This is a genomic window from Streptomyces sp. NPDC092952, from assembly GCF_044754785.1.
Lineage (GTDB): Bacteria > Actinomycetota > Actinomycetes > Streptomycetales > Streptomycetaceae > Streptomyces.
Genome location: NZ_JBIVPT010000010.1, coordinates 22,785 through 39,948 on the forward strand (window position 1 = coordinate 22,785; position 17,164 = coordinate 39,948).

Below are 17,164 nucleotides of genomic sequence, written 5' to 3' on the forward strand. Positions count from 1 at the left end.
CGTGCCCGGACACACCGAGAACGAGATCACCATCGCCGCCCCGCTCGACCTGGTCTGGGACGTGACCAACGATCTGGAGAACTGGCCGAGACTGTTCAGCGAGTACGCCTCGGTCGAGATCATCGAGCGGGACGGGGACAGCACCACCTTCCGGCTGACGATGCACCCCGACGAGAACGACAAGGTGTGGAGCTGGGTCTCCGAGCGGACCGTGGACCGCGCCACGCGCACCGTACGCGCCCGTCGCGTCGAGCCCGGCCCGTTCCAGCACATGGACATCCGCTGGGCGTACACGGAGGTGCCCGGCGGCACCAGGATGCACTGGACCCAGGACTTCGCGATGCGCCCCGACGCGCCCGTAGACGACGCCTGGATGACCGACAACATCAACCGGAACTCCAAGGTCCAGATGGAGCTGATCCGGGACAAGATCGAGCAGCGCGACCGGGAACGCCGCAGCGCCCCGGTCGGGGCCAACTGACCCGTCACCCGCCCGTGGTCCGCCGCCCCGCCGTCCGGCCGGGCGGCGGACCCGATCCCAGAAAGGCATCTCCCGATGCACCACGCCCTGATCGTCGCCCGGATGGCACCGGGCTCGGCGCCGGACATCGCCGAGCTGTTCGCCGCCTCGGACAGCACCGAACTGCCGCACCTGGTCGGCGTCACCCGGCGCAAGCTCTTCCAGTTCGGCGACGTGTACCTGCACCTGATCGAGTCCGAGAACCCGCCGGGCCCCGAGATCGCGAAGGTGACCGGGCACCCGGAGTTCAAGGCCATCAGTGACAGGCTCAGCGCGTACGTCAGCGCGTACGACCCGGAGACCTGGCGCGGCCCCAAGGACGCCATGGCCCACGAGTTCTACCGGTGGGAGCGCGCCTCCGCGTGAGACCCGCCGTACATGCCCCGGGCCCGGCCGAACGGCCGGGCCCGGGGCATGCGCGGTGTTCCGGTCAGTCCGGGACCACGCACTCGAACGCGTGGAGGTAGGGATTGACCGGGACGACGTCCCCGATCAGCAGACCGGCGTCGGAGATCCGGGTCACCAGGCTCTCCCGGGTGTGCTTCGCCCCGCCGACGTTGAGGAGCAGCAACAGGTCCATCGCGGTGGTGAACCGCATCGAGGGGGTGTCGTCGACCAGGTTCTCGATGATCACGACCCGGGCCCCCGGACGGGCCGCGGCGACGACGTTGCGCAGCGTGCGACGGGTGCTGTCGTCGTCCCACTCCAGGATGTTCTTGATGATGTACAGGTCGGCCCGGACCGGGATCGCCTCCCGGCAGTCCCCGGCGACGATCCGGGTCCGGTCCACCAGCGGCCCCTGGTCCCGCAGCCGCGCGTCCGCCCTGGCCACCACGCCCGGCAGGTCCATCAGGGTGCCGTGCAGGCCGGGGTGCTTCTCCAGCAGGCTCGCCACGACATGGCCCTGGCCGCCGCCGATGTCGGCGACCGACTCCACCCCGGTGAGGTCGAGGAGTTCGGCGACGTCCAGCGCGGACTGCACGCTGGAGGTGGTCATCGCGCGGTTGAAGACCTGCGCGGACTCGTGGGCGTCCTGGTGCAGATGGTCGAAGAACCCCTTGCCGTGCACGTCCTCGAAGACGCTCCGGCCGGTGCGCACCGCGTCGTCCAGGCGCGGCCACACGTCCCAGGTCCAGGGCTCGGTGCACCACAGCGAGATGTCGCGCAGGCTGTGCGGGTCGTCCTCGCGCAGCAGCCGGGACATCTCGGTGTGGGCGAAGCGGCCGTCCGGCGCCTCGGTGAAGATCCCGTAGCAGGCCAGGGCGCGCAGCAGCCGCCGCAGCGGGCCCGGCTCGACCTGCACCAGGTCCGCGAGTTCCCGCGCCGTGGCCGGGGTCTCGCCCAGCGCGTCGGCGACGCGCAGCCGGGCGGCGGCGCGCACGGCCGCGGCTCTGGCCGCGCCGAAGACCAGCTCCCGCAGCTGCATCGCCGGCTGCGGAGGCGCGACGGGGTGCGGGAGGGCGGTGTGTGCGGGGGTGGGGGCGGGGTTGGGGCTCACGGTGGTCATGCTGTCTCGCTTCTCCTCGTGCGGGGGTGCACCGGTCAGCACATCCCGGCCGGTGCGGACGTGGCGCAGGTGTTGGCGGTGAAGGTGTTGCCCTTTCCGGTGTCCCCGTTGGTGAGGTCGGCCGGCTTGTTGTCGAGGACGACGTTGTCGCTGATGGTGTTGCCGGTGTTCTTGGTGCCCACGAAGCTCTTGAACAGGACGACGCCGCCGGACATCGGGGAGGTCCCGGAGTTGTCGCGGACGGTGTTCGCGCGGACCCGGGTGTCCGCGGCGCCGGTGAGCACGATGCCGGAGCCCTGGAGGGCCGACAGCCGCTCGGTCGCGGCGCAGAACTTGTTGTTGCCGGTGACCGTGTTGGACTCGATGGTCATGGCCCCGGCCTGTGGCCGTCCCTCGTCGCCCACGACGAACATTCCGGTGCAGTTGGCGGTGACACCGTTGTGGTGGACGGAGAGGTTGCGCACCCGGCGGGCGGTGAAGCCGATCCGGTTGTCCGACAGGGCGTTGTGGCTGACCTCGGTGCCCCCGGTGTCGGTGGCGCCGCCCTCCTCGTCGACGGTGTTGGCGACGAAGATGCCCGCGTCGCCGTTGGAGCGGGCGGCGTTCTCCGTGAACAGGGCGCGGGTGGAGCGCTCCTGGGCGATGCCCCAGACACCGTTGTGCTCGGCGGTCACGCGGCGGACGGTCAGCCGGTCGGTGCGGGAGGACCAGACCCCGTTCTTCGGGAAGCCCGAGACGGTGAGCGATTCGATCCGGACGCCGTCCGTGGTGCCGCCCTCCGCGCCCAGGACGCAGACGCCGTTCCCGGCCTTGGCACAGGCGTCGTCGGCGGCCCGGGTGCCCGGTTCGGCCGGACGGATGACGGTACGGCCGCCGGAGCCGCGCAGGGTGAGCCCGGAGGTGGCGATCCGTACGCTCTCCCGGTACGTGCCGGGCAGGACGACGACGGTGTCGCCGGGCCGGGCGGCGTCCACCGCCCGCTGGATCGATTCGCCCGGGTGCACCACCCGCGCGACGGGGGCGGAGGCGGCGGGCGAGGCCATGCCCACGGCCGCGGCGGAGAGCGCCGCGACCGGGACCAGGATGGTGATGGTTCGTTTCCTCATGGACCGAAGCTATGGGCGATCCGACCCGGTTGCCACACAGGGTGAGCGGTTGGGTTCGGGGCGTGCCCGAATGGCTTAGACCGACCGGCACATGGGGGGCGGCGTCGCGGGTCCGGGCATGCGCATCTGCGGCGTTGTCGTCCATCACCATGGCTTCGCCATGCCTCAGTCCTCCGCCTTGCAGCCGCACGCGCCCGGACCCGCTCCTTCTCCCACCCCCCATGTGCCGGTCGGTCTTACGCGGGCGCCCCGGACCGGCGTCCGGACGGGCTCACGCCCCGGGCTCCCGCGGGGGCGCGACGACCGAGCGGGCCCACCGGTAGTCGGCCTTGCCGCTCGGCGAGCGCTGGATGGTACGGGCGATCACCAGCCGGCGGGGGATCTTGTAGCCGGCGAGCCGGGTGCGGCAGTGCGCCTGGAGGTCGTCCAGCGTGGGCTCGGCCGCTCCCTCGCGCAGCTGCACCACCGCCGCGACCCGGTTGCCCCACCGCTCGTCGGGCACCCCGGCGACCAGCACGTCGTACACGTCCGGATGGGCCTTGATGGCCTGCTCGACCTCCTCCGGGTACACCTTCTCGCCCCCGGTGTTGATGCACTGCGAACCCCGGCCCAGCACCGTGACGATCCCGTTCCCGTCGACCGTCGCCATGTCCCCGAGCAGTACCCAGCGCTCCTCGCCCCGGCGGAAGAAGGTCTCCGCCGTCTTGTCCGGGTCGTTGTAGTAGCCGAGCGGTACGTGTCCGCGCTGGGCCAGCCGCCCCGGCTCGCCCGGGGCCACCGGCTCGTACGTCGCCGGGTCGACCACCGCCGTACGGGAGTTGACCTGGAGCCGGAACCCCTTCTCCGGCCCCGAGTCGGCCGTCGCGGTGCCGTTGAAGCCGGACTCCGACGAGCCGAAGTTGTTCAGCAGCATCACCGTCGGCACGAGCTCCTGGAACTCCGCGCGCACCGAGTCCGACATGATCGCGCCGGAGCTGGACACGGAGAACAGCGACGAGCAGTCCGTCCCCTTCAGCGGACCCCGCAGCGCGTCGATCAGCGGCCGCAGCATCGCGTCGCCGACCAGCGACACACTGGTCACCTTCTCCTTCTCGATGGTGCGGAGCACCTCCTCCGGCGCGAACCTGCGGTGCACCACGACCCGCTGCCCGAAGTTGAAGCCGATGAAGGCGGTGAGCGTGGAGGTGCCGTGCATCAGCGGGGGAGTGGGGAAGAAGGTGATCCCCTCGCCGCCCGCGGCGACCCGCTCGGCCAGCTCCTGCGGGGACTTCACCGGCTCCCCGGTCGGCGCGCCCCCGCCGAGGCCGGAGAAGAAGAGGTCCTCCTGGCGCCACATCACGCCCTTCGGCATGCCGGTGGTGCCGCCGGTGTAGATGATGAACTGGTCGTCGGCCGAGCGCGGCGGGAAGCCGCGCTCCGGGCTCCCGGACGCCTCCGCGTCGGTGAACGCGACCGCCTCCGGCCCAGGTGCCCCCGCCGTCGGGGTGCCCACCCGCACCAGATGGCGTAAGGCCGGGGCCTTGGGCGCGGTGGCCGCCACCCGCTCGTCGAACTCGGCGTCGAAGACCAGCGCGGTCAGGTCCGCGTCACGGTAGAGGTAGGTCAGCTCCTCCTCCACGTAGCGGTAGTTCACGTTGACCGGGACGATCCGGGCCTTCAGGCAGGCCAGCACGGTCTGGAGGTACTCCACCCCGTTGTAGAGGTGCAGCCCCAGGTGCTCGCCCGGCGCGATGCCCGCCTCGATCAGGTGATGGGCGACGCGGTTGGCCGCCGCGTCCAGCTCCGCGTAGGTCAGTCTGCGCTCCGCGCCCGTACCCGGGTGGTCGAGGTAGACGAGCGCCTCCCGTTCCGGGACCGCGTCGACGACCGACTCGAACAGGTCGGCAAGGTTGTACTCCACCCACTCCTCCTGACCCCGGAAGCTGACTGGCTCGGCGGTCATTAGAGCGCCGGTGGACGCAACTGTGAAGAGGTCCCGCCGAAGAAATCTGACTGTCTGTCAGAAAACTATTGAACTGGCACCCCGCCTACTGCAACCTGTTCCAGGTCTAGACGGGAGGCCGACAATGACTGGTACGGAACACCTCGGCGTACGGCGCGAGGGCGCCACGCTGGTGCTCACCCTGAACAGGCCCGAGGCGAAGAACGCCCTGTCGCTGCCGATGCTGGTCGGGCTGTACGACGGCTGGCTGGAGGCGGACGCCGACGACACCGTCCGCTCCGTCGTGCTGACCGGCGCGGGCGGCTGCTTCTGCGCCGGGATGGACCTCAAGGCCCTGGCCGGCAAGGGCATGGCGGGTGAGCAGTACCGGGACCGGATGACCGCCGATCCCGATCTTCACTGGAAGGCGATGCTACGCCACCACCGCCCCCGCAAACCGGTGATCGCCGCCGTGGAGGGCCACTGCGTCGCCGGCGGCACCGAGATCCTCCAGGGCACCGACATCCGCATCGCCGGCGAGGGTGCCACCTTCGGGCTCTTCGAGGTGAGGCGCGGCCTCTTCCCCATCGGCGGGTCGACGGTGCGGCTGCCGCGCCAGATCGCCCGGACGCACGCCCTCGAAATGCTCCTCACCGGACGCCCGTACAGCGCGACGGAAGCCGCCGCCATCGGCCTGATCGGCCGGGTCGTCCCCGACGGCACCGCACTGGAACACGCTCTCGAAACCGCCGAGCGGATCAACGCCTGCGGCCCGCTCGCCGTCGAGGCCGTCAAGGCGTCCGTCTACGAGAGCGCCGACCTGACCGAGACCGAGGGACTGGCCGCCGAGCTGAAACGCGGCTGGCCGGTCTTCGCCACCGACGACGCCAAGGAAGGCGCCCGCGCCTTCGCCGAGCAGCGCCCGCCCGTCTACCGGCGCGCCTGAGCCGAGGAGATCACCGTGCCCGAAGCCCTCAGCGCACCGCTGGTGGTCGAGTTCCCCTTCACCCGCTCCCTCGGACCCGTCCAGAGCGCCTTCCTCACCGGACTGCGCGAACGCACCGTCCTCGGCGTCCGCACCACCGGGGGGAAGATCCTGGTCCCGCCCGTCGAGTACGACCCCGTCACCGCCGAGGAGCTCCGCGAGCTGACCGAGGTCGCCGCCACCGGCACCGTCACCACCTGGGCCTGGAACCCCGCCCCGCGCCGCGCCCAGCCCCTCTCCACCCCCTTCGCCTGGGTCCTGGTCCGGCTCGACGGCGCCGACACCGCCCTGCTGCACGCCCTCGACGCCCCCGGCCCCGACGCCGTACACACGGGCATGCGGGTACGCGTCCGCTGGGCCGCCGAGCGGACCGGGGCCATCACCGACATCGCCTGCTTCGAGCCGTACGACGGCGAGGACACCGGACACACCGCCACCCCCCACGACGGCGTCTTCGCCGACCCCGTCACCGGCATCGTCACCCCCGCCCGGCTCGACTACCGCTACACCCCGGGCCGCGCCCAGAGCGCCTACCTCGGCGCCCTCGCGGACCGGCGCATCGTAGGCGAACGCTGCCCCTCCTGCCACAAGGTCTACGTCCCGCCCCGCGGCGCCTGCCCCACCTGCGGGGTCGCCACCACCGAACAGGTGGAGGTCGGCCCGCGCGGCACCGTCACCACGTTCTGCATCGTCAACATCAAGGCGAAGAACCTGGACATCGACGTGCCGTACGTCTACGCGCACGTCGCGCTGGACGGCGCGGACCTCGCCCTGCACGCCCGGATCGGCGGCATCCCCTACGACCAGGTGCGCATGGGCCTGCGCGTCGAGCCCGTCTGGACCGAGGACGGGCGCCACCCCGACCACTACCGGCCGACCGGCGAGCCCGACGCCGACTACGACGCGTACAAGGAGCTGCTCTAGATGCGAGACGTGGCGATCGTCGCCTTCGCGCAGACGGACCATCTGCGCCGCACCGACGAACTCTCCGAGGTCGAGATGGTGATGCCGGTGCTCCACCGGGTCCTCGACGCGACCGGCCTCAGGACCAGCGACATCGGCTTCACCTGCTCCGGCTCCAGCGACTACCTCGCGGGCCGCGCCTTCTCCTTCACCATGGCGCTCGACGGCGTCGGCGCCTGCCCGCCGATCTCCGAGTCCCATGTCGAGATGGACGGCGCCTGGGCCCTGTACGAGGCCTGGGTGAAGATCCGGACGGGACAGGCCGACACCGCGCTCGTCTACTCCTACGGGAAGTCCTCGCCCGGCCGGGTGCGGGACGTCCTCACCCGCCAGCTGGACCCCTACTACACCGCCCCGCTCTGGCCCGACTCCGTCGCGCTCGCCGCCCTCCAGGCCCAGGCGCTGATCGACGCGGGCGACACCGACGAGACCGCCCTCGCGGAGATCGGCCACCGCAGCCGCGCCGACGCGGCCGACAACCCGCACGCCCAGCTCAGGACGGCCGCCCCGGCCGGGGAGTACGTGGTACGGCCCCTGCGCACCGGCGACTGCCCGCCGGTCGGCGACGGCGCCGCCGCCGTGATCCTCGCCGCCGGTGACACCGCACGGGCCCTGTGCCCCCGGCCCGCCTGGATCCGCGGCATCGACCACCGCATCGAGCCGCACGGCCTCGGCGTCCGGGAACTCACCGACTCACCGTCCACCCGGCTCGCCGCCACCCGCGCCGGGGCCTTCGAGCGCCCCGTGGACACCGCCGAGCTGCACGCCCCCTTCACCTCCCAGGAGGTGGTGCTGCGCAAGGCGCTCGGCCTCGACGGGAAGGTGCGGGTCAACCCGTCCGGCGGCGCCCTGGCCGCCAACCCCGTCATGGCCGCCGGGCTCATCCGCCTCGGCGAGGCCGCCGCCCGCATCCACCGCGGCGAGTCCGACCGGGCGCTCGCCCACGCCACCTCCGGGCCCTGCCTCCAGCAGAACCTGGTCGCCGTCCTCGAAGGGGAGAACACCCATGCCTGAGGAGCCCGTGGCCGTCGTCGGCATCGGCCAGACCAAGCACGTCTCCGCCCGCCGGGATGTCTCGATCGCCGGACTGGTCCGCGAGGCCGCCGTCCGCGCCCTGGAGGACGCCGCACTGGCCTGGGCGGACATCGACGCCGTCGTGATCGGCAAGGCCCCCGACTTCTTCGAGGGCCTGATGATGCCGGAGCTCTACCTCGCCGACGCCCTCGGCGCGGTCGGCAAACCGATGCTCCGCGTCCACACCGCGGGCTCCGTCGGCGGCTCCACCGCCCTGGTCGCCGCCAACCTGGTCGCCGCCCGCGTCCACCGCACCGTCCTCACCCTCGCCTTCGAGAAGCAGTCCGAGTCCAACGCCATGTGGGGGCTCTCCCTGCCCATCCCGTTCCAGCAGCCGCTGCTGGCCGGGGCGGGCGGCTTCTTCGCCCCGCACGTACGGGCGTACATGCGCCGCACCGGCGCCCCCGACACGGTCGGCTCCCTGGTCGCGTACAAGGACCGCCGCAACGCGCTGAAGAACCCGTACGCACATATCCACGACCCGGACATCACCCTGGAGAAGGTCCGGTCGGCCCCGATGCTCTGGGACCCGATCCGCTACTCGGAGACCTGCCCGTCCTCCGACGGGGCCTGCGCCATGATCCTCACCGACCGGACGGGAGCCGCCCGCTCGCCGCACCCGCCGGCCTGGGTGCACGGCGGCGCCATGCGCAGCGAGCCGACGCTCTTCGCGGGGAAGGACTTCGTCTCGCCGCAGGCCGGCCGGGACTGCGCCGCCGACGTCTACCGCCAGGCCGGCATCACCGACCCGCGTCGGGAGATCGACGCCGTGGAGATGTACGTACCGTTCTCCTGGTACGAGCCGATGTGGCTGGAGAACCTCGGCTTCGCCGACGAGGGCGAGGGCTGGAAGCTCACCGAGTCCGGGGTCACCGAGCTCGACGGCGATCTGCCGGTCAACCCCTCCGGCGGGGTGCTCTCCACCAACCCCATCGGCGCCTCCGGCATGATCCGCTTCGCCGAGGCCGCGCTCCAGGTACGGGGACGGGCGGGCGAGCACCAGGTGCCCGGGGCCCGCAAGGCGCTCGGTCACGCGTACGGCGGCGGGGCGCAGTTCTTCTCCATGTGGCTGGTCGGGGCCGAGCCCCCCACCGGCTGAGACCGGGCCCGCGCGGTGGACGCCCGCGGGGCGGGCCCGGCGCGGGGCGGCGGTGCCGTCCGGCCCCGTCCCCGCGCGGGCCCGGCGCCGCGAGGTGGGCCCGGACACGTAACATGGCCGCATGTCCTTCCTCCGCCGCCGTAGCGCAGCCACACCCGCGGGCCCCGACTTCGACGTCCTGGCCATGGACCCGGGTGACTGGCCCGGAAACCTGGGCGCCGGTCTGCTGCCCGCGCCCGACGGAAGCTGCCAGGGCGTCTTCCTGCGCTACGACCTCTTCGGCGGCCGCGGCCCCGCGATGATCATCGGCAACCTCCCGGAGGGCTCGCCCGCCCGCGAGACCGAGGAGGGCCAGGCGCCCTTCGAGGTCGCCCAGCTGCTCCTCGCCCTGGAGAACGACGAGCCGGTCGAGGTCACGGGCACGGAGGACATCCCCGTGATGCAGGGCGACAACCTGCTGATCGTCCGCCGGATCAAGCTCTCCGAGAGCCGTATCTCCTGCGTCCAGTTCGACCGCAGCGACGGCGTGCTCGTCACCATCGCCAGCTGGGACCGGCCGATCACCGACGATCTGTACACCCTGCTGAAGCCGCTGCCCGCCGAGCTGTTCCAGCAGGGCTGAGCCGAGCCCCCGACCCGGCCGAAACGGTCCTGCTCGTCGGCCGTCCGCCCCCGGACGGCCGACGCCGTGTTCCTGGGGCCCGACCCGGAGGACAGGCCCTACACACCGGCTGCGGAGAACCGGGCGAAGAGCGTCGTCACCCGCGCCGCCGAGACACCGAGCCCCGTGGGGCCGTCGGCGTGCCACGGAGCCGCGTTCCCGCGCCGCAGGTCCTCCTCGCGGTAGCGGCGGCAGCCCCGGTGCCAGATCAGGATGCCCGCGAGCCAGTTCCGCAGCTCGCGCACGTACCCGGCGAGCGCCTCGCGCGCCTCGCCGTCCAGCCCGAAGTCGTCGTACAGGGCGGGCAGTTCGTGCTCGGCCACGTGGAGGAACTGCCTCAGCCGCGACTCCATCAGGTCATGGACGACCGCCACCCCGGTCGGATAGTCCACCTCGAAGAAGTTCTGCACGACCAGGACCCCGTTGTGGATCTCGCCCTCGTACTCGATCTCCTTCTGGTACGAGAAGAGGTCGTTGAGCAGGCAGGCGTAGTCGGCCGCCGCGTTCTCCAGTGAGCGCATCGGACCGCTGCGGTAGACCTCCGGCGGAACCTTCCGGCCGTGCCCGAGCCGGCACAGGCCCATGGTGAGATCGGAGCCGAAGGTCGCCCGCCGCATCTCGATGTAGTCCACCGGGTCGGGGATGCGGTTCTGCGCCTGGTTCGCCAGCTCCCAGATCCAGCTGGCGGTCATCGCCTCCACGGCCGCGCGGAACGTCCGGCGGCCTTCTGCGTCCATCGGGGCCGAGGTCCTCGCCCAGAGGTCGGCGAGCCCGCGCTCCAGGGCGTTGACCGGTTCCGGCGTCCCGGTCCCGTCCAGGGGCATGAAGAGCGACAGGCGTTCGTTGGCGATCCGGGCCCCGTGCAGGTCGCGGGTCCGCCCGTGCACCACCGGGAACCAGTCGTCGCCGTACGTCCCCCACGTCAGCCACTGCGAGACGAGATCCAGCTGGTCGGGCGTCGCGTCCGGGTGGATGCCCGCCGCGCACAGCGGGAGATCGTTGGCGAGGAGCCGTTGCCGGTCCCAGATGTGCGAACCGGGCACGCCCGGCTGCGGTGACAGGATGCCCGTCCGCTCCGCCCAGTCGACGATCCGCCACCGGGCACCCTCCAGGTGCGGGCTGAGCGTCGTGCCGAAGGGCAGGCGGAGCTCGGGCAGCAGCGACGGGCCGACGCGCCGGTGGGGCAGGTGGCCGTGGCTGCGGAGCCGGGCCGCCTCCGCGCGCACCGGAAGGCGGATCGACGCCGCGGCCATCCCGAAGGCGGTGGTGCCCGCCTCGACCGCGCCGTCGTTCATGTACCGGCTGGAGCGCATGTGCCATTCGTGGCCACCGGACTGCCAGTCCTGGAGCCCCTTGACGTACGCCACCAGCGAGGCGGCACGGACCGGGTCGAGCCCCTTCTCCGCGCAGAGCGGGCCGAGTTCGGTGAGCGCGGTGTTCTCGAACTGCTGGAGCCGGGAGGTCAGCAGGTCGTTCACCGCCTCGGCGGCCTCCTGGGTGGAGCAGCCGAGGAAACGCTCCAGGACCAGCACCCCGTTGCTGTTCTCTCCCTCCTCCTCGACCTCCCGCTGGTACGAGAAGAGGTCGTTGCGCAGATGGACGGCGTCGGAGAAGGCGTCCCGCAGCACCCGCAGCGCCCGCTCGTCCGCCACCTCCTCGGGGACCTCGGCACCCGCCGCGTACTCCACGAGCCCCGCCGACCAGGGGGCCCCGCCCACCTTGCGGCGCATCTCGATGTACTCGACGGGGTTGGCGACGCGCCCCTCGTCGATGTTGGACAGCTCCCACAGCGACTCGTTGAGGAGGTTCTCCGTCGCCTCGGCGAACCTGGCCCGCCAGGCGTCGGACATGCTCGGAACGGTACGTCTCCACAGGTCGGCCAGCCCCGCCTCGACCGGGTTCTCCGGCTCCGGCATCGCGGCGCCCCGCTCCATCGGCATGAAGGCGGGCAGCCGCTCCAGGTACCGCTTGGCGCCCGCCCGGTCCGGCGTGCGCTTGAACAGCTCCAGGAAGTGGTCGTCGAAGAAGAAGACCCACACGTACCAGTCGGTGACCAGGGACAACGCCTCGGCCGAGCAGTCGGGATGGGTGTACGCGCACAGCAGCGCGTAGTCGTGGGAGTCGATGTCCCGCTCCTCCCAGACACCCGAACCCTCCACCATCCCCATGCCGCGTGCCCACCGCTTGGTGTGGGTTCGGGCCTCCTCGACATGGGCGTTGAGCCGGGCCGGATACGGAACGTAGAAGTCCGGCAGGGTGAAGGGCTGAGCCATGTGCGTCCGGTGCCTTTCCTGGACCGCCGCGCGAAACACCGCACGGGAGTGATCGTGTCGGCGCGAGCACTACCCTTCGACTGTTCGAGGTACACACATCCGGAATTAGTCATATAAGACAAGTGATATGAGGCGTCGAGCGGATGGTGGCGAACACCCCGCGGAGTCGTCGCGACACCCCGGCAACGAACTGCCGATCCTCGCCAGTTGATCTTCCTCTCGCAGGTCAGACGCCCTGCCAATGGTCTGTTCCACTGGCTCGTCCGCTGTCCGCCACAGATCTCTTGACGTGCTGTCATCTCAGGTCGGAGAGTGTGCGCGCACGGCGGAACGGTGAGATCGGATCACGCACGGCTCGTACGCACGGCTCCAAGAAGGGTTGTCATGACGTCGAAGAAGAGGACCGGAATCGCGCTCGCGCTGACAGGTGTCGGCGCGCTGAGCATGGCGCTGCTCAGTCCCGCGGCACAGGCCGGTGCGGACGGGGTGCGGCCGGAGTGTCCGCGCACCCTCGACTGCGACTGGGTTCCGGCGGCGTACCAGCAGACCGGCGACCCGGCCGACAAGGAGACGTACGGGAACTACGACACCGCGGACCGGCCGAACACCAACAAGATCAAGTTCATCGTTCTGCACGACACCGAGGAGGACTTCGACACCACGCTGAAGATCTTCCAGAACCCGCTGAAGCAGACCTCCGCCCACTACGTGGTCCGCTCCTCCGACGGCCATGTCACCCAGATGGTGAAGAACAAGGACGTCGCCTGGCAGGCGGGCAACTGGTACGTCAACAGCCACTCCATCGGCATCGAGCAGGAGGGCGTCGCCGTCGAGGGCGCCAAGTGGTACACCCCCGAGATGTACCGCTCCACCGCCCGGCTGGTGCGCTACCTGGCCGCCAAGTACGACATCCCGCTCGACCGCCAGCACATCATCGGCCACGACGGGGTCCCGCCCACCAGCGCGTCCGGCACCAAGAACATGCACTGGGACCCGGGCACCTACTGGGACTGGAACCGCTTCATGAAGCTGCTCGGCAGGCCCACCGTGCCCAGCGCCTCCAAGAAGAGCGAACTGATCACCGTCGGGCCGGACTTCAAGCAGAACAAGCAGGCCTTCCGTGACTGCGAGAAGGGCGTCGACCTGCCGGTCCAGGGCTCCAGCGCCGTCCCGCTGCACACCGGCCCCTCCGAGGACGCCCCGCTCTTCTCCGACCCCGGCCTGCACACCGACGGCTCGCCCGGCACCAACTGCGCCGCCGACTGGGGCAGCAAGATCAGCGCCACCCAGCAGGCCGTCGTCGCGGACCGGGCCCCCGGCTGGACGGCGATCTGGTGGTACGGCCAGAAGGCCTGGTTCCGCACCCCGGCCAAGGACCGGGTCACCGTGCCCACCGCCGGATACGTCGTCAGGCCGAAGGCCGGCCGCACCGACGTACCGGTCTACGGCGTCGCCTACCCCGAGAAGTCCGAGTACCCGGCGGGCTTCGGCGACCAGCGGGTGGGCGCGCCGCTCCAGTACACGATCAAGGCCGGGCAGTCCTACCCCGGCGGCGGCAAGGCGCCCACCGGCTTCTTCTACTCGCCGACGATCGACTCCTCGTACCCCTTCGACCACGCGTACTTCAGCGGCAAGGAGAAGTACGTGACGGTGCAGATCGGCCACCGCATCGCCTTCGTGAAGGCGTCCGACGTGGATATCGTCCGCACCCGCTGAGTCCGCGCCGCACCCGGGTATCCGTCCGAACAGAAGGAGAGGCTCATGCAGAAGCTGACCAGGACCGCCGTCACCGCGGCGGCGGGAGCCGTCATGGCGCTCGCGCTGACCGGAGCCGGTGCGGCCGTCGTCACCGTGGCGACCGCACCGGCCGCCGCGGCGGCCGGGACCGGCGCGCAGGGCTGGGAGACCGCCGGCGCCTTCGACACCCAGCAGGAGTGCGCCGCGGCCGGGGACGCCGGCGTCGCCGCCGGAAGCTGGACGAACTACCGCTGTGTCCTGTTCGAGGCCCGCTGGGACCTGATGATTCCCGCGTGACGGCCCAACGGCCCGGGTGCCCCGCCACCTGACGGGTGTGCGGCGGGGCACCCGGACCCCGGCGTGCCACGGGGCCGGTGTGTCGGCACCGGCCCCGCGGCACGCATCCCCCCGGAGCAGGGTCAGCGCGTACCGACCGCGGCACGCACGGCCCTGCGGGCCATCGCGCAGTCGTCGTGCAGCCGGCGGAGCAGCAGCCGCTGCTCCTCGCTCGACGACAGCGCACCCGGACGTTCCTGCCCGGGACCCGAGGCGGTCGAGTCGCGCATGGCACGCTGCACGGCCGTCTCGTACGTACGGATCTCCCCGGTCAGCACCAGCATCAGGTTCACCAGGAAGGCGTCCCGCGCGGCGGGGCCCGCGGCCTGCGCCAGCTGGCTGATCTGCCGCCGCGCCACCGGGGCGTCGCCCAGCACCGTCCAGAGCGTCGCCAGGTCGTAGCCGCGCAGGTACCAGCCGGCGTGCTCCCAGTCCACCAGCACCGGACCGGCGGGCGACAGCAGGATGTTGGAGAGCAGCGCGTCACCGTGGCAGAACTGCCACATGTCCTGACGGCTGCTCGCGTGCGCCAGCCCGTGCAGCAGCTTCTGCAGGTCGCCCAGATCCCGGTCGGTGAAGAGCCCCAGCTCGTGGTAGCGGGAGACCCGGGCGGCGTAGTCGAGCGGGGCCCCGAAGAGACCGGGGGCCGGCCGCCAGGCGTTGACCCGGCTGATCGCACCGAGCGCGGACCGGATGTCGGCCCGGGGCGGCGCCTCCGACGGATGCCTGCTCAGCGCCGCGACCCGGCCGGGCAGCCGCTCGATCACCAGGGTGCAGTTCTCCGGATCGGCCGCGATGAGACGCGGCACGCGCACCGGCGGGCGGTGCCGGACGAACGCACGGTATGCGGCTATCTCGTGGCGGAACCGCTCCGACCAGGCGGGCGAGTGGTCCAGTAAACACTTGGCGACCGCGGTGGCCCGGCCGGTGGAGCCGACCAGCAGCACCGAACGGCCGCTGCGCCGCATCACCTGGACCGGGTTGAACTCGGGACAGATCCGTCGCACCGAGGCGATCGCCATCCTCAACTGGGCCCCCTGCGGGCCGGACAGGTCCAGCCGGCCGCTGAGCGGGGGACCCGCAGGCCGCCGCGGCCGGACCGTGCCGGGCGCGGACGGATGCGGAGCGAGGTACGGCCCGCCGCCCGCCCCCAGAGGGCGGAGCGGCCGGGGCGGGGCGGTCACGGAGGACGATGCTGTGTACATGGGGGAGACAGATCCCTTCGCGCGCCGACAAGTTGCGTACACCGCCCCGCCGGCGGCCGGTCGGCACCCTGGGGAGTACCGAGGGCTGCCGGGCGGGGTGGCGCTTTCCTACCTGACACCGGGCGCCGGGTGGCAGACCATGTGGCGCACCCTGGCGAACGGTGGCGAATTGGCGCAGGGCCTCTGACAGGGCGTTACTGTCGAAACAGCCGAGAACCTGGGGGCTTGACGTGACCGGAGAACCCAACACCCGCCTGTCCGACCTGTTCGGCCTCGCCGGCTGGTCCAAGGGCGAACTCGCGAGAATGGTGAACAGGAAGGCGGCGGCCATGGGCCACTCCCAACTGGCCACCGACACCTCGCGGGTGAGGCGGTGGATCGACATGGGGGAGTGCCCCCGCGATCCCGTGCCCAAGGTGCTGGCGGCCCTGTTCACCGAGCGGCTCGGCCGTGTCGTGACCATCGAGGACCTCGGGTTCGACCGGCGCGGGCGTGTGGGGAAACGGCGGGAGGCCGGGACGCAGGAGAATCCCGACGGACTTCCGTGGGCGCCCGACCGGACGGCAGCGGTCCTCACCGAAGTCACGGGAATGGACCTCATGCTCAACCGACGCGGCTTGGTGAGCGCGGGCGCCGCGCTCGCCGCAGGATCGACCATCACCGGCCCCATGCACGACTGGCTGCACTCCGACCCCGTACTGGCTGCCGACGCGCCAAGGATCAACGACCCGCTGTCCGCGGACCCGGCCGGTTTCGACCGGTACGAGGCCGCCCCCATCGGGTCGGACGAGATCGAGGCGCTCGAACGGTCCGTGGAGGTGTTCCGTGCCTGGGACGCCTCACGCGGGGGCGGACTCCAGCGCAAGGCCGTGGTGGGCCAGCTCAACGAGGTGGGCGGCATGCTCGCCTACCGTCACCCCGACCATCTGCAGCGCCGCCTCTGGGGCGTCGCGGCCAACCTCGCGGTGCTCGCGGGCTGGATGTCCCACGACATCGGCCTCGAACCCACCGCCCAGAAGTACTTCGTCATCGCGGCACACGCGGCGCGCGAGGGCGGCGACCGGCCCCGGGCGGGCGAGGCGCTGTCCAGGGCGGCCCGCCAGATGGTCCATCTCGGCCGCCCCGACGACGCCCTGGACCTGATGAAGCTCGCCAAGTCCGGCTCCGGGGACATGGTCCTGCCGCGTACCCAGGCGATGCTGTACACCATCGAGGCCTGGGCGCAGGCCTCGATGGGGCGCGGCCAGGCGATGCGGCGTACCCTCGGCAAGGCGGAGGAGCTCTTCGTCTCCGACAAGAGCGATGTCCCACCGCCGAGTTGGATGCAGATGTTCGACGAGGCGGATCTGCACGGCATGCAGGCGCTGGCGTTCCGTACGCTCGCCGATCACGAGCCCTCCGCGGCGATCGTCGCCCAGCGCCACGCCAAGCAGGCGCTGGAGCTGAGGGTCAACGGCCGTCAGAGGTCCAAGATCTTCGACTACATCTCGCTCGCCTCGGCATGCTTCATCGCCGACGACCCCGAGCAGGCGGACCGGTACGCCCGGCTCGCCCTGATGTCGATGGGCGAGACCTCCTCGCACCGCACCTGGGACCGGCTGCGCGAAATGTACCGGCTCACCGGCCAGTTCGCGGGATACACGAAGATCGCGGACCTGCGCGAGGAGATCAAGCTCTCCCTGCCGCAGACCTCGGTCGTCAAGCCGAGGCGTACCTCACAGATCTGAGGGACGGCCCGGTCGTACGGGATCCGTGGTCGTGGGCGGGCATGCCCACG

General features: G+C 71.6%; 15 protein-coding genes. 10 read left to right on the forward strand and 5 right to left on the reverse strand.

From position 1 onward, the window contains the following. The first annotated feature begins 1 nt into the window (after window position 1). Together ACIQGQ_RS23275 and ACIQGQ_RS23280 are read left to right on the forward strand one after the other, a co-directional pair. Entirely contained in the window at window positions 2-481 is a 480-nt protein-coding gene (locus tag ACIQGQ_RS23275; protein ID WP_402398556.1) for an SRPBCC family protein, read from the forward strand. Between the two features lie 75 nt (window positions 482-556). Next, the gene (locus tag ACIQGQ_RS23280; protein ID WP_402398557.1) at window positions 557-886 is read left to right on the forward strand and encodes a TcmI family type II polyketide cyclase; all 330 of its coding nucleotides are present in this window, start codon (window positions 557-559) and stop codon (window positions 884-886) included. 64 nt (window positions 887-950) lie between these two features. Here the strand turns inward: ACIQGQ_RS23280 and ACIQGQ_RS23285 are convergent, their stop codons facing one another. The 3 genes from ACIQGQ_RS23285 to ACIQGQ_RS23295 all read right to left on the reverse strand — a co-directional run bounded on the left by ACIQGQ_RS23285 (window position 951) and on the right by ACIQGQ_RS23295 (window position 5,033). Beyond that, window positions 951-2,027 (reverse strand): methyltransferase, encoded by a 1,077-nt coding sequence (locus ACIQGQ_RS23285; RefSeq protein ID WP_402398558.1) that lies wholly within the window; start codon window positions 2,025-2,027, stop codon window positions 951-953. A 35-nt stretch (window positions 2,028-2,062) separates the two neighbouring features. Further along, window positions 2,063-3,133 (reverse strand): nitrous oxide reductase family maturation protein NosD, encoded by a 1,071-nt coding sequence (locus ACIQGQ_RS23290; RefSeq protein WP_402398559.1) that lies wholly within the window; start codon window positions 3,131-3,133, stop codon window positions 2,063-2,065. Window positions 3,134-3,404: 271 nt separating this feature from the next. Further along, window positions 3,405-5,033, reverse strand: a complete 1,629-nt coding sequence (locus ACIQGQ_RS23295; protein ID WP_402398560.1) for an acyl-CoA synthetase — start codon at window positions 5,031-5,033, stop codon at window positions 3,405-3,407. A gap of 166 nt (window positions 5,034-5,199) precedes the next feature. Here ACIQGQ_RS23295 and ACIQGQ_RS23300 point away from each other — a divergent pair, with 166 nt between their 5' ends. The 5 genes from ACIQGQ_RS23300 to ACIQGQ_RS23320 all read left to right on the forward strand — a co-directional run bounded on the left by ACIQGQ_RS23300 (window position 5,200) and on the right by ACIQGQ_RS23320 (window position 9,797). Continuing rightward, window positions 5,200-6,000 carry a crotonase/enoyl-CoA hydratase family protein gene (locus ACIQGQ_RS23300; RefSeq protein ID WP_402398561.1) on the forward strand — a complete coding sequence of 267 codons (801 nt, stop codon included), beginning with the start codon at window positions 5,200-5,202 and terminating at the stop codon, window positions 5,998-6,000. Window positions 6,001-6,015: 15 nt separating this feature from the next. After that, the gene (locus tag ACIQGQ_RS23305; protein WP_402398562.1) at window positions 6,016-6,963 is read left to right on the forward strand and encodes a Zn-ribbon domain-containing OB-fold protein; all 948 of its coding nucleotides are present in this window, start codon (window positions 6,016-6,018) and stop codon (window positions 6,961-6,963) included. Then, window positions 6,964-8,016, forward strand: a complete 1,053-nt coding sequence (locus ACIQGQ_RS23310) for a thiolase domain-containing protein (RefSeq protein WP_402398563.1) — start codon at window positions 6,964-6,966, stop codon at window positions 8,014-8,016. It abuts the gene before it with no gap. Then, window positions 8,009-9,175: a thiolase domain-containing protein gene (locus ACIQGQ_RS23315; protein WP_402398564.1), complete on the forward strand. Its 1,167-nt coding sequence runs from the start codon at window positions 8,009-8,011 to the stop codon at window positions 9,173-9,175. Before ACIQGQ_RS23310 ends, ACIQGQ_RS23315 begins: the two co-directional genes overlap by 8 nt. 121 nt (window positions 9,176-9,296) lie before the next feature. Continuing rightward, window positions 9,297-9,797: a hypothetical protein gene (locus ACIQGQ_RS23320; protein ID WP_352278775.1), complete on the forward strand. Its 501-nt coding sequence runs from the start codon at window positions 9,297-9,299 to the stop codon at window positions 9,795-9,797. A 98-nt stretch (window positions 9,798-9,895) separates the two neighbouring features. On the opposite strand, the gene ACIQGQ_RS23325 is transcribed toward ACIQGQ_RS23320, so the two are convergent. Further along, window positions 9,896-12,109, reverse strand: coding sequence for a germacradienol/geosmin synthase (locus ACIQGQ_RS23325; protein ID WP_402398565.1), 2,214 nt, complete (start codon window positions 12,107-12,109; stop codon window positions 9,896-9,898). Between the two features lie 384 nt (window positions 12,110-12,493). On the opposite strand from ACIQGQ_RS23325, the gene ACIQGQ_RS23330 reads away from it, so the two are divergent. Further along, window positions 12,494-13,825 (forward strand): N-acetylmuramoyl-L-alanine amidase, encoded by a 1,332-nt coding sequence (locus tag ACIQGQ_RS23330; protein ID WP_402398566.1) that lies wholly within the window; start codon window positions 12,494-12,496, stop codon window positions 13,823-13,825. A 45-nt stretch (window positions 13,826-13,870) separates the two neighbouring features. After that, window positions 13,871-14,143 (forward strand): hypothetical protein, encoded by a 273-nt coding sequence (locus tag ACIQGQ_RS23335; RefSeq protein ID WP_402398567.1) that lies wholly within the window; start codon window positions 13,871-13,873, stop codon window positions 14,141-14,143. Window positions 14,144-14,265: 122 nt separating this feature from the next. Here the strand turns inward: ACIQGQ_RS23335 and ACIQGQ_RS23340 are convergent, their stop codons facing one another. Beyond that, entirely contained in the window at window positions 14,266-15,387 is a 1,122-nt protein-coding gene (locus ACIQGQ_RS23340; protein WP_402398568.1) for an aminoglycoside phosphotransferase family protein, read from the reverse strand. 230 nt (window positions 15,388-15,617) lie between these two features. Here ACIQGQ_RS23340 and ACIQGQ_RS23345 point away from each other — a divergent pair, with 230 nt between their 5' ends. Continuing rightward, window positions 15,618-17,114 carry a hypothetical protein gene (locus tag ACIQGQ_RS23345; protein ID WP_402398569.1) on the forward strand — a complete coding sequence of 499 codons (1,497 nt, stop codon included), beginning with the start codon at window positions 15,618-15,620 and terminating at the stop codon, window positions 17,112-17,114. Window positions 17,115-17,164 lie beyond the last annotated feature (50 nt).

Bases quoted from the DNA above. Each gene is read 5' to 3' on its own strand.
- ACIQGQ_RS23280 (WP_402398557.1), top strand. From the start codon at position 557: ATGCACCACGCCCTGATCGTCGCCCGGATGGCACCGGGCTCGGCGCCG.
- ACIQGQ_RS23285 (WP_402398558.1), bottom strand. From the start codon at position 2,027: ATGACCACCGTGAGCCCCAACCCCGCCCCCACCCCCGCACACACCGCC.
- ACIQGQ_RS23290 (WP_402398559.1), bottom strand. From the start codon at position 3,133: ATGAGGAAACGAACCATCACCATCCTGGTCCCGGTCGCGGCGCTCTCC.
- ACIQGQ_RS23300 (WP_402398561.1), top strand. From the start codon at position 5,200: ATGACTGGTACGGAACACCTCGGCGTACGGCGCGAGGGCGCCACGCTG.
- ACIQGQ_RS23310 (WP_402398563.1), top strand. From the start codon at position 6,964: ATGCGAGACGTGGCGATCGTCGCCTTCGCGCAGACGGACCATCTGCGC.
- ACIQGQ_RS23315 (WP_402398564.1), top strand. From the start codon at position 8,009: ATGCCTGAGGAGCCCGTGGCCGTCGTCGGCATCGGCCAGACCAAGCAC.
- ACIQGQ_RS23320 (WP_352278775.1), top strand. From the start codon at position 9,297: ATGTCCTTCCTCCGCCGCCGTAGCGCAGCCACACCCGCGGGCCCCGAC.
- ACIQGQ_RS23325 (WP_402398565.1), bottom strand. From the start codon at position 12,109: ATGGCTCAGCCCTTCACCCTGCCGGACTTCTACGTTCCGTATCCGGCC.
- ACIQGQ_RS23330 (WP_402398566.1), top strand. From the start codon at position 12,494: ATGACGTCGAAGAAGAGGACCGGAATCGCGCTCGCGCTGACAGGTGTC.
- ACIQGQ_RS23335 (WP_402398567.1), top strand. From the start codon at position 13,871: ATGCAGAAGCTGACCAGGACCGCCGTCACCGCGGCGGCGGGAGCCGTC.
- ACIQGQ_RS23340 (WP_402398568.1), bottom strand. From the start codon at position 15,387: ATGTACACAGCATCGTCCTCCGTGACCGCCCCGCCCCGGCCGCTCCGC.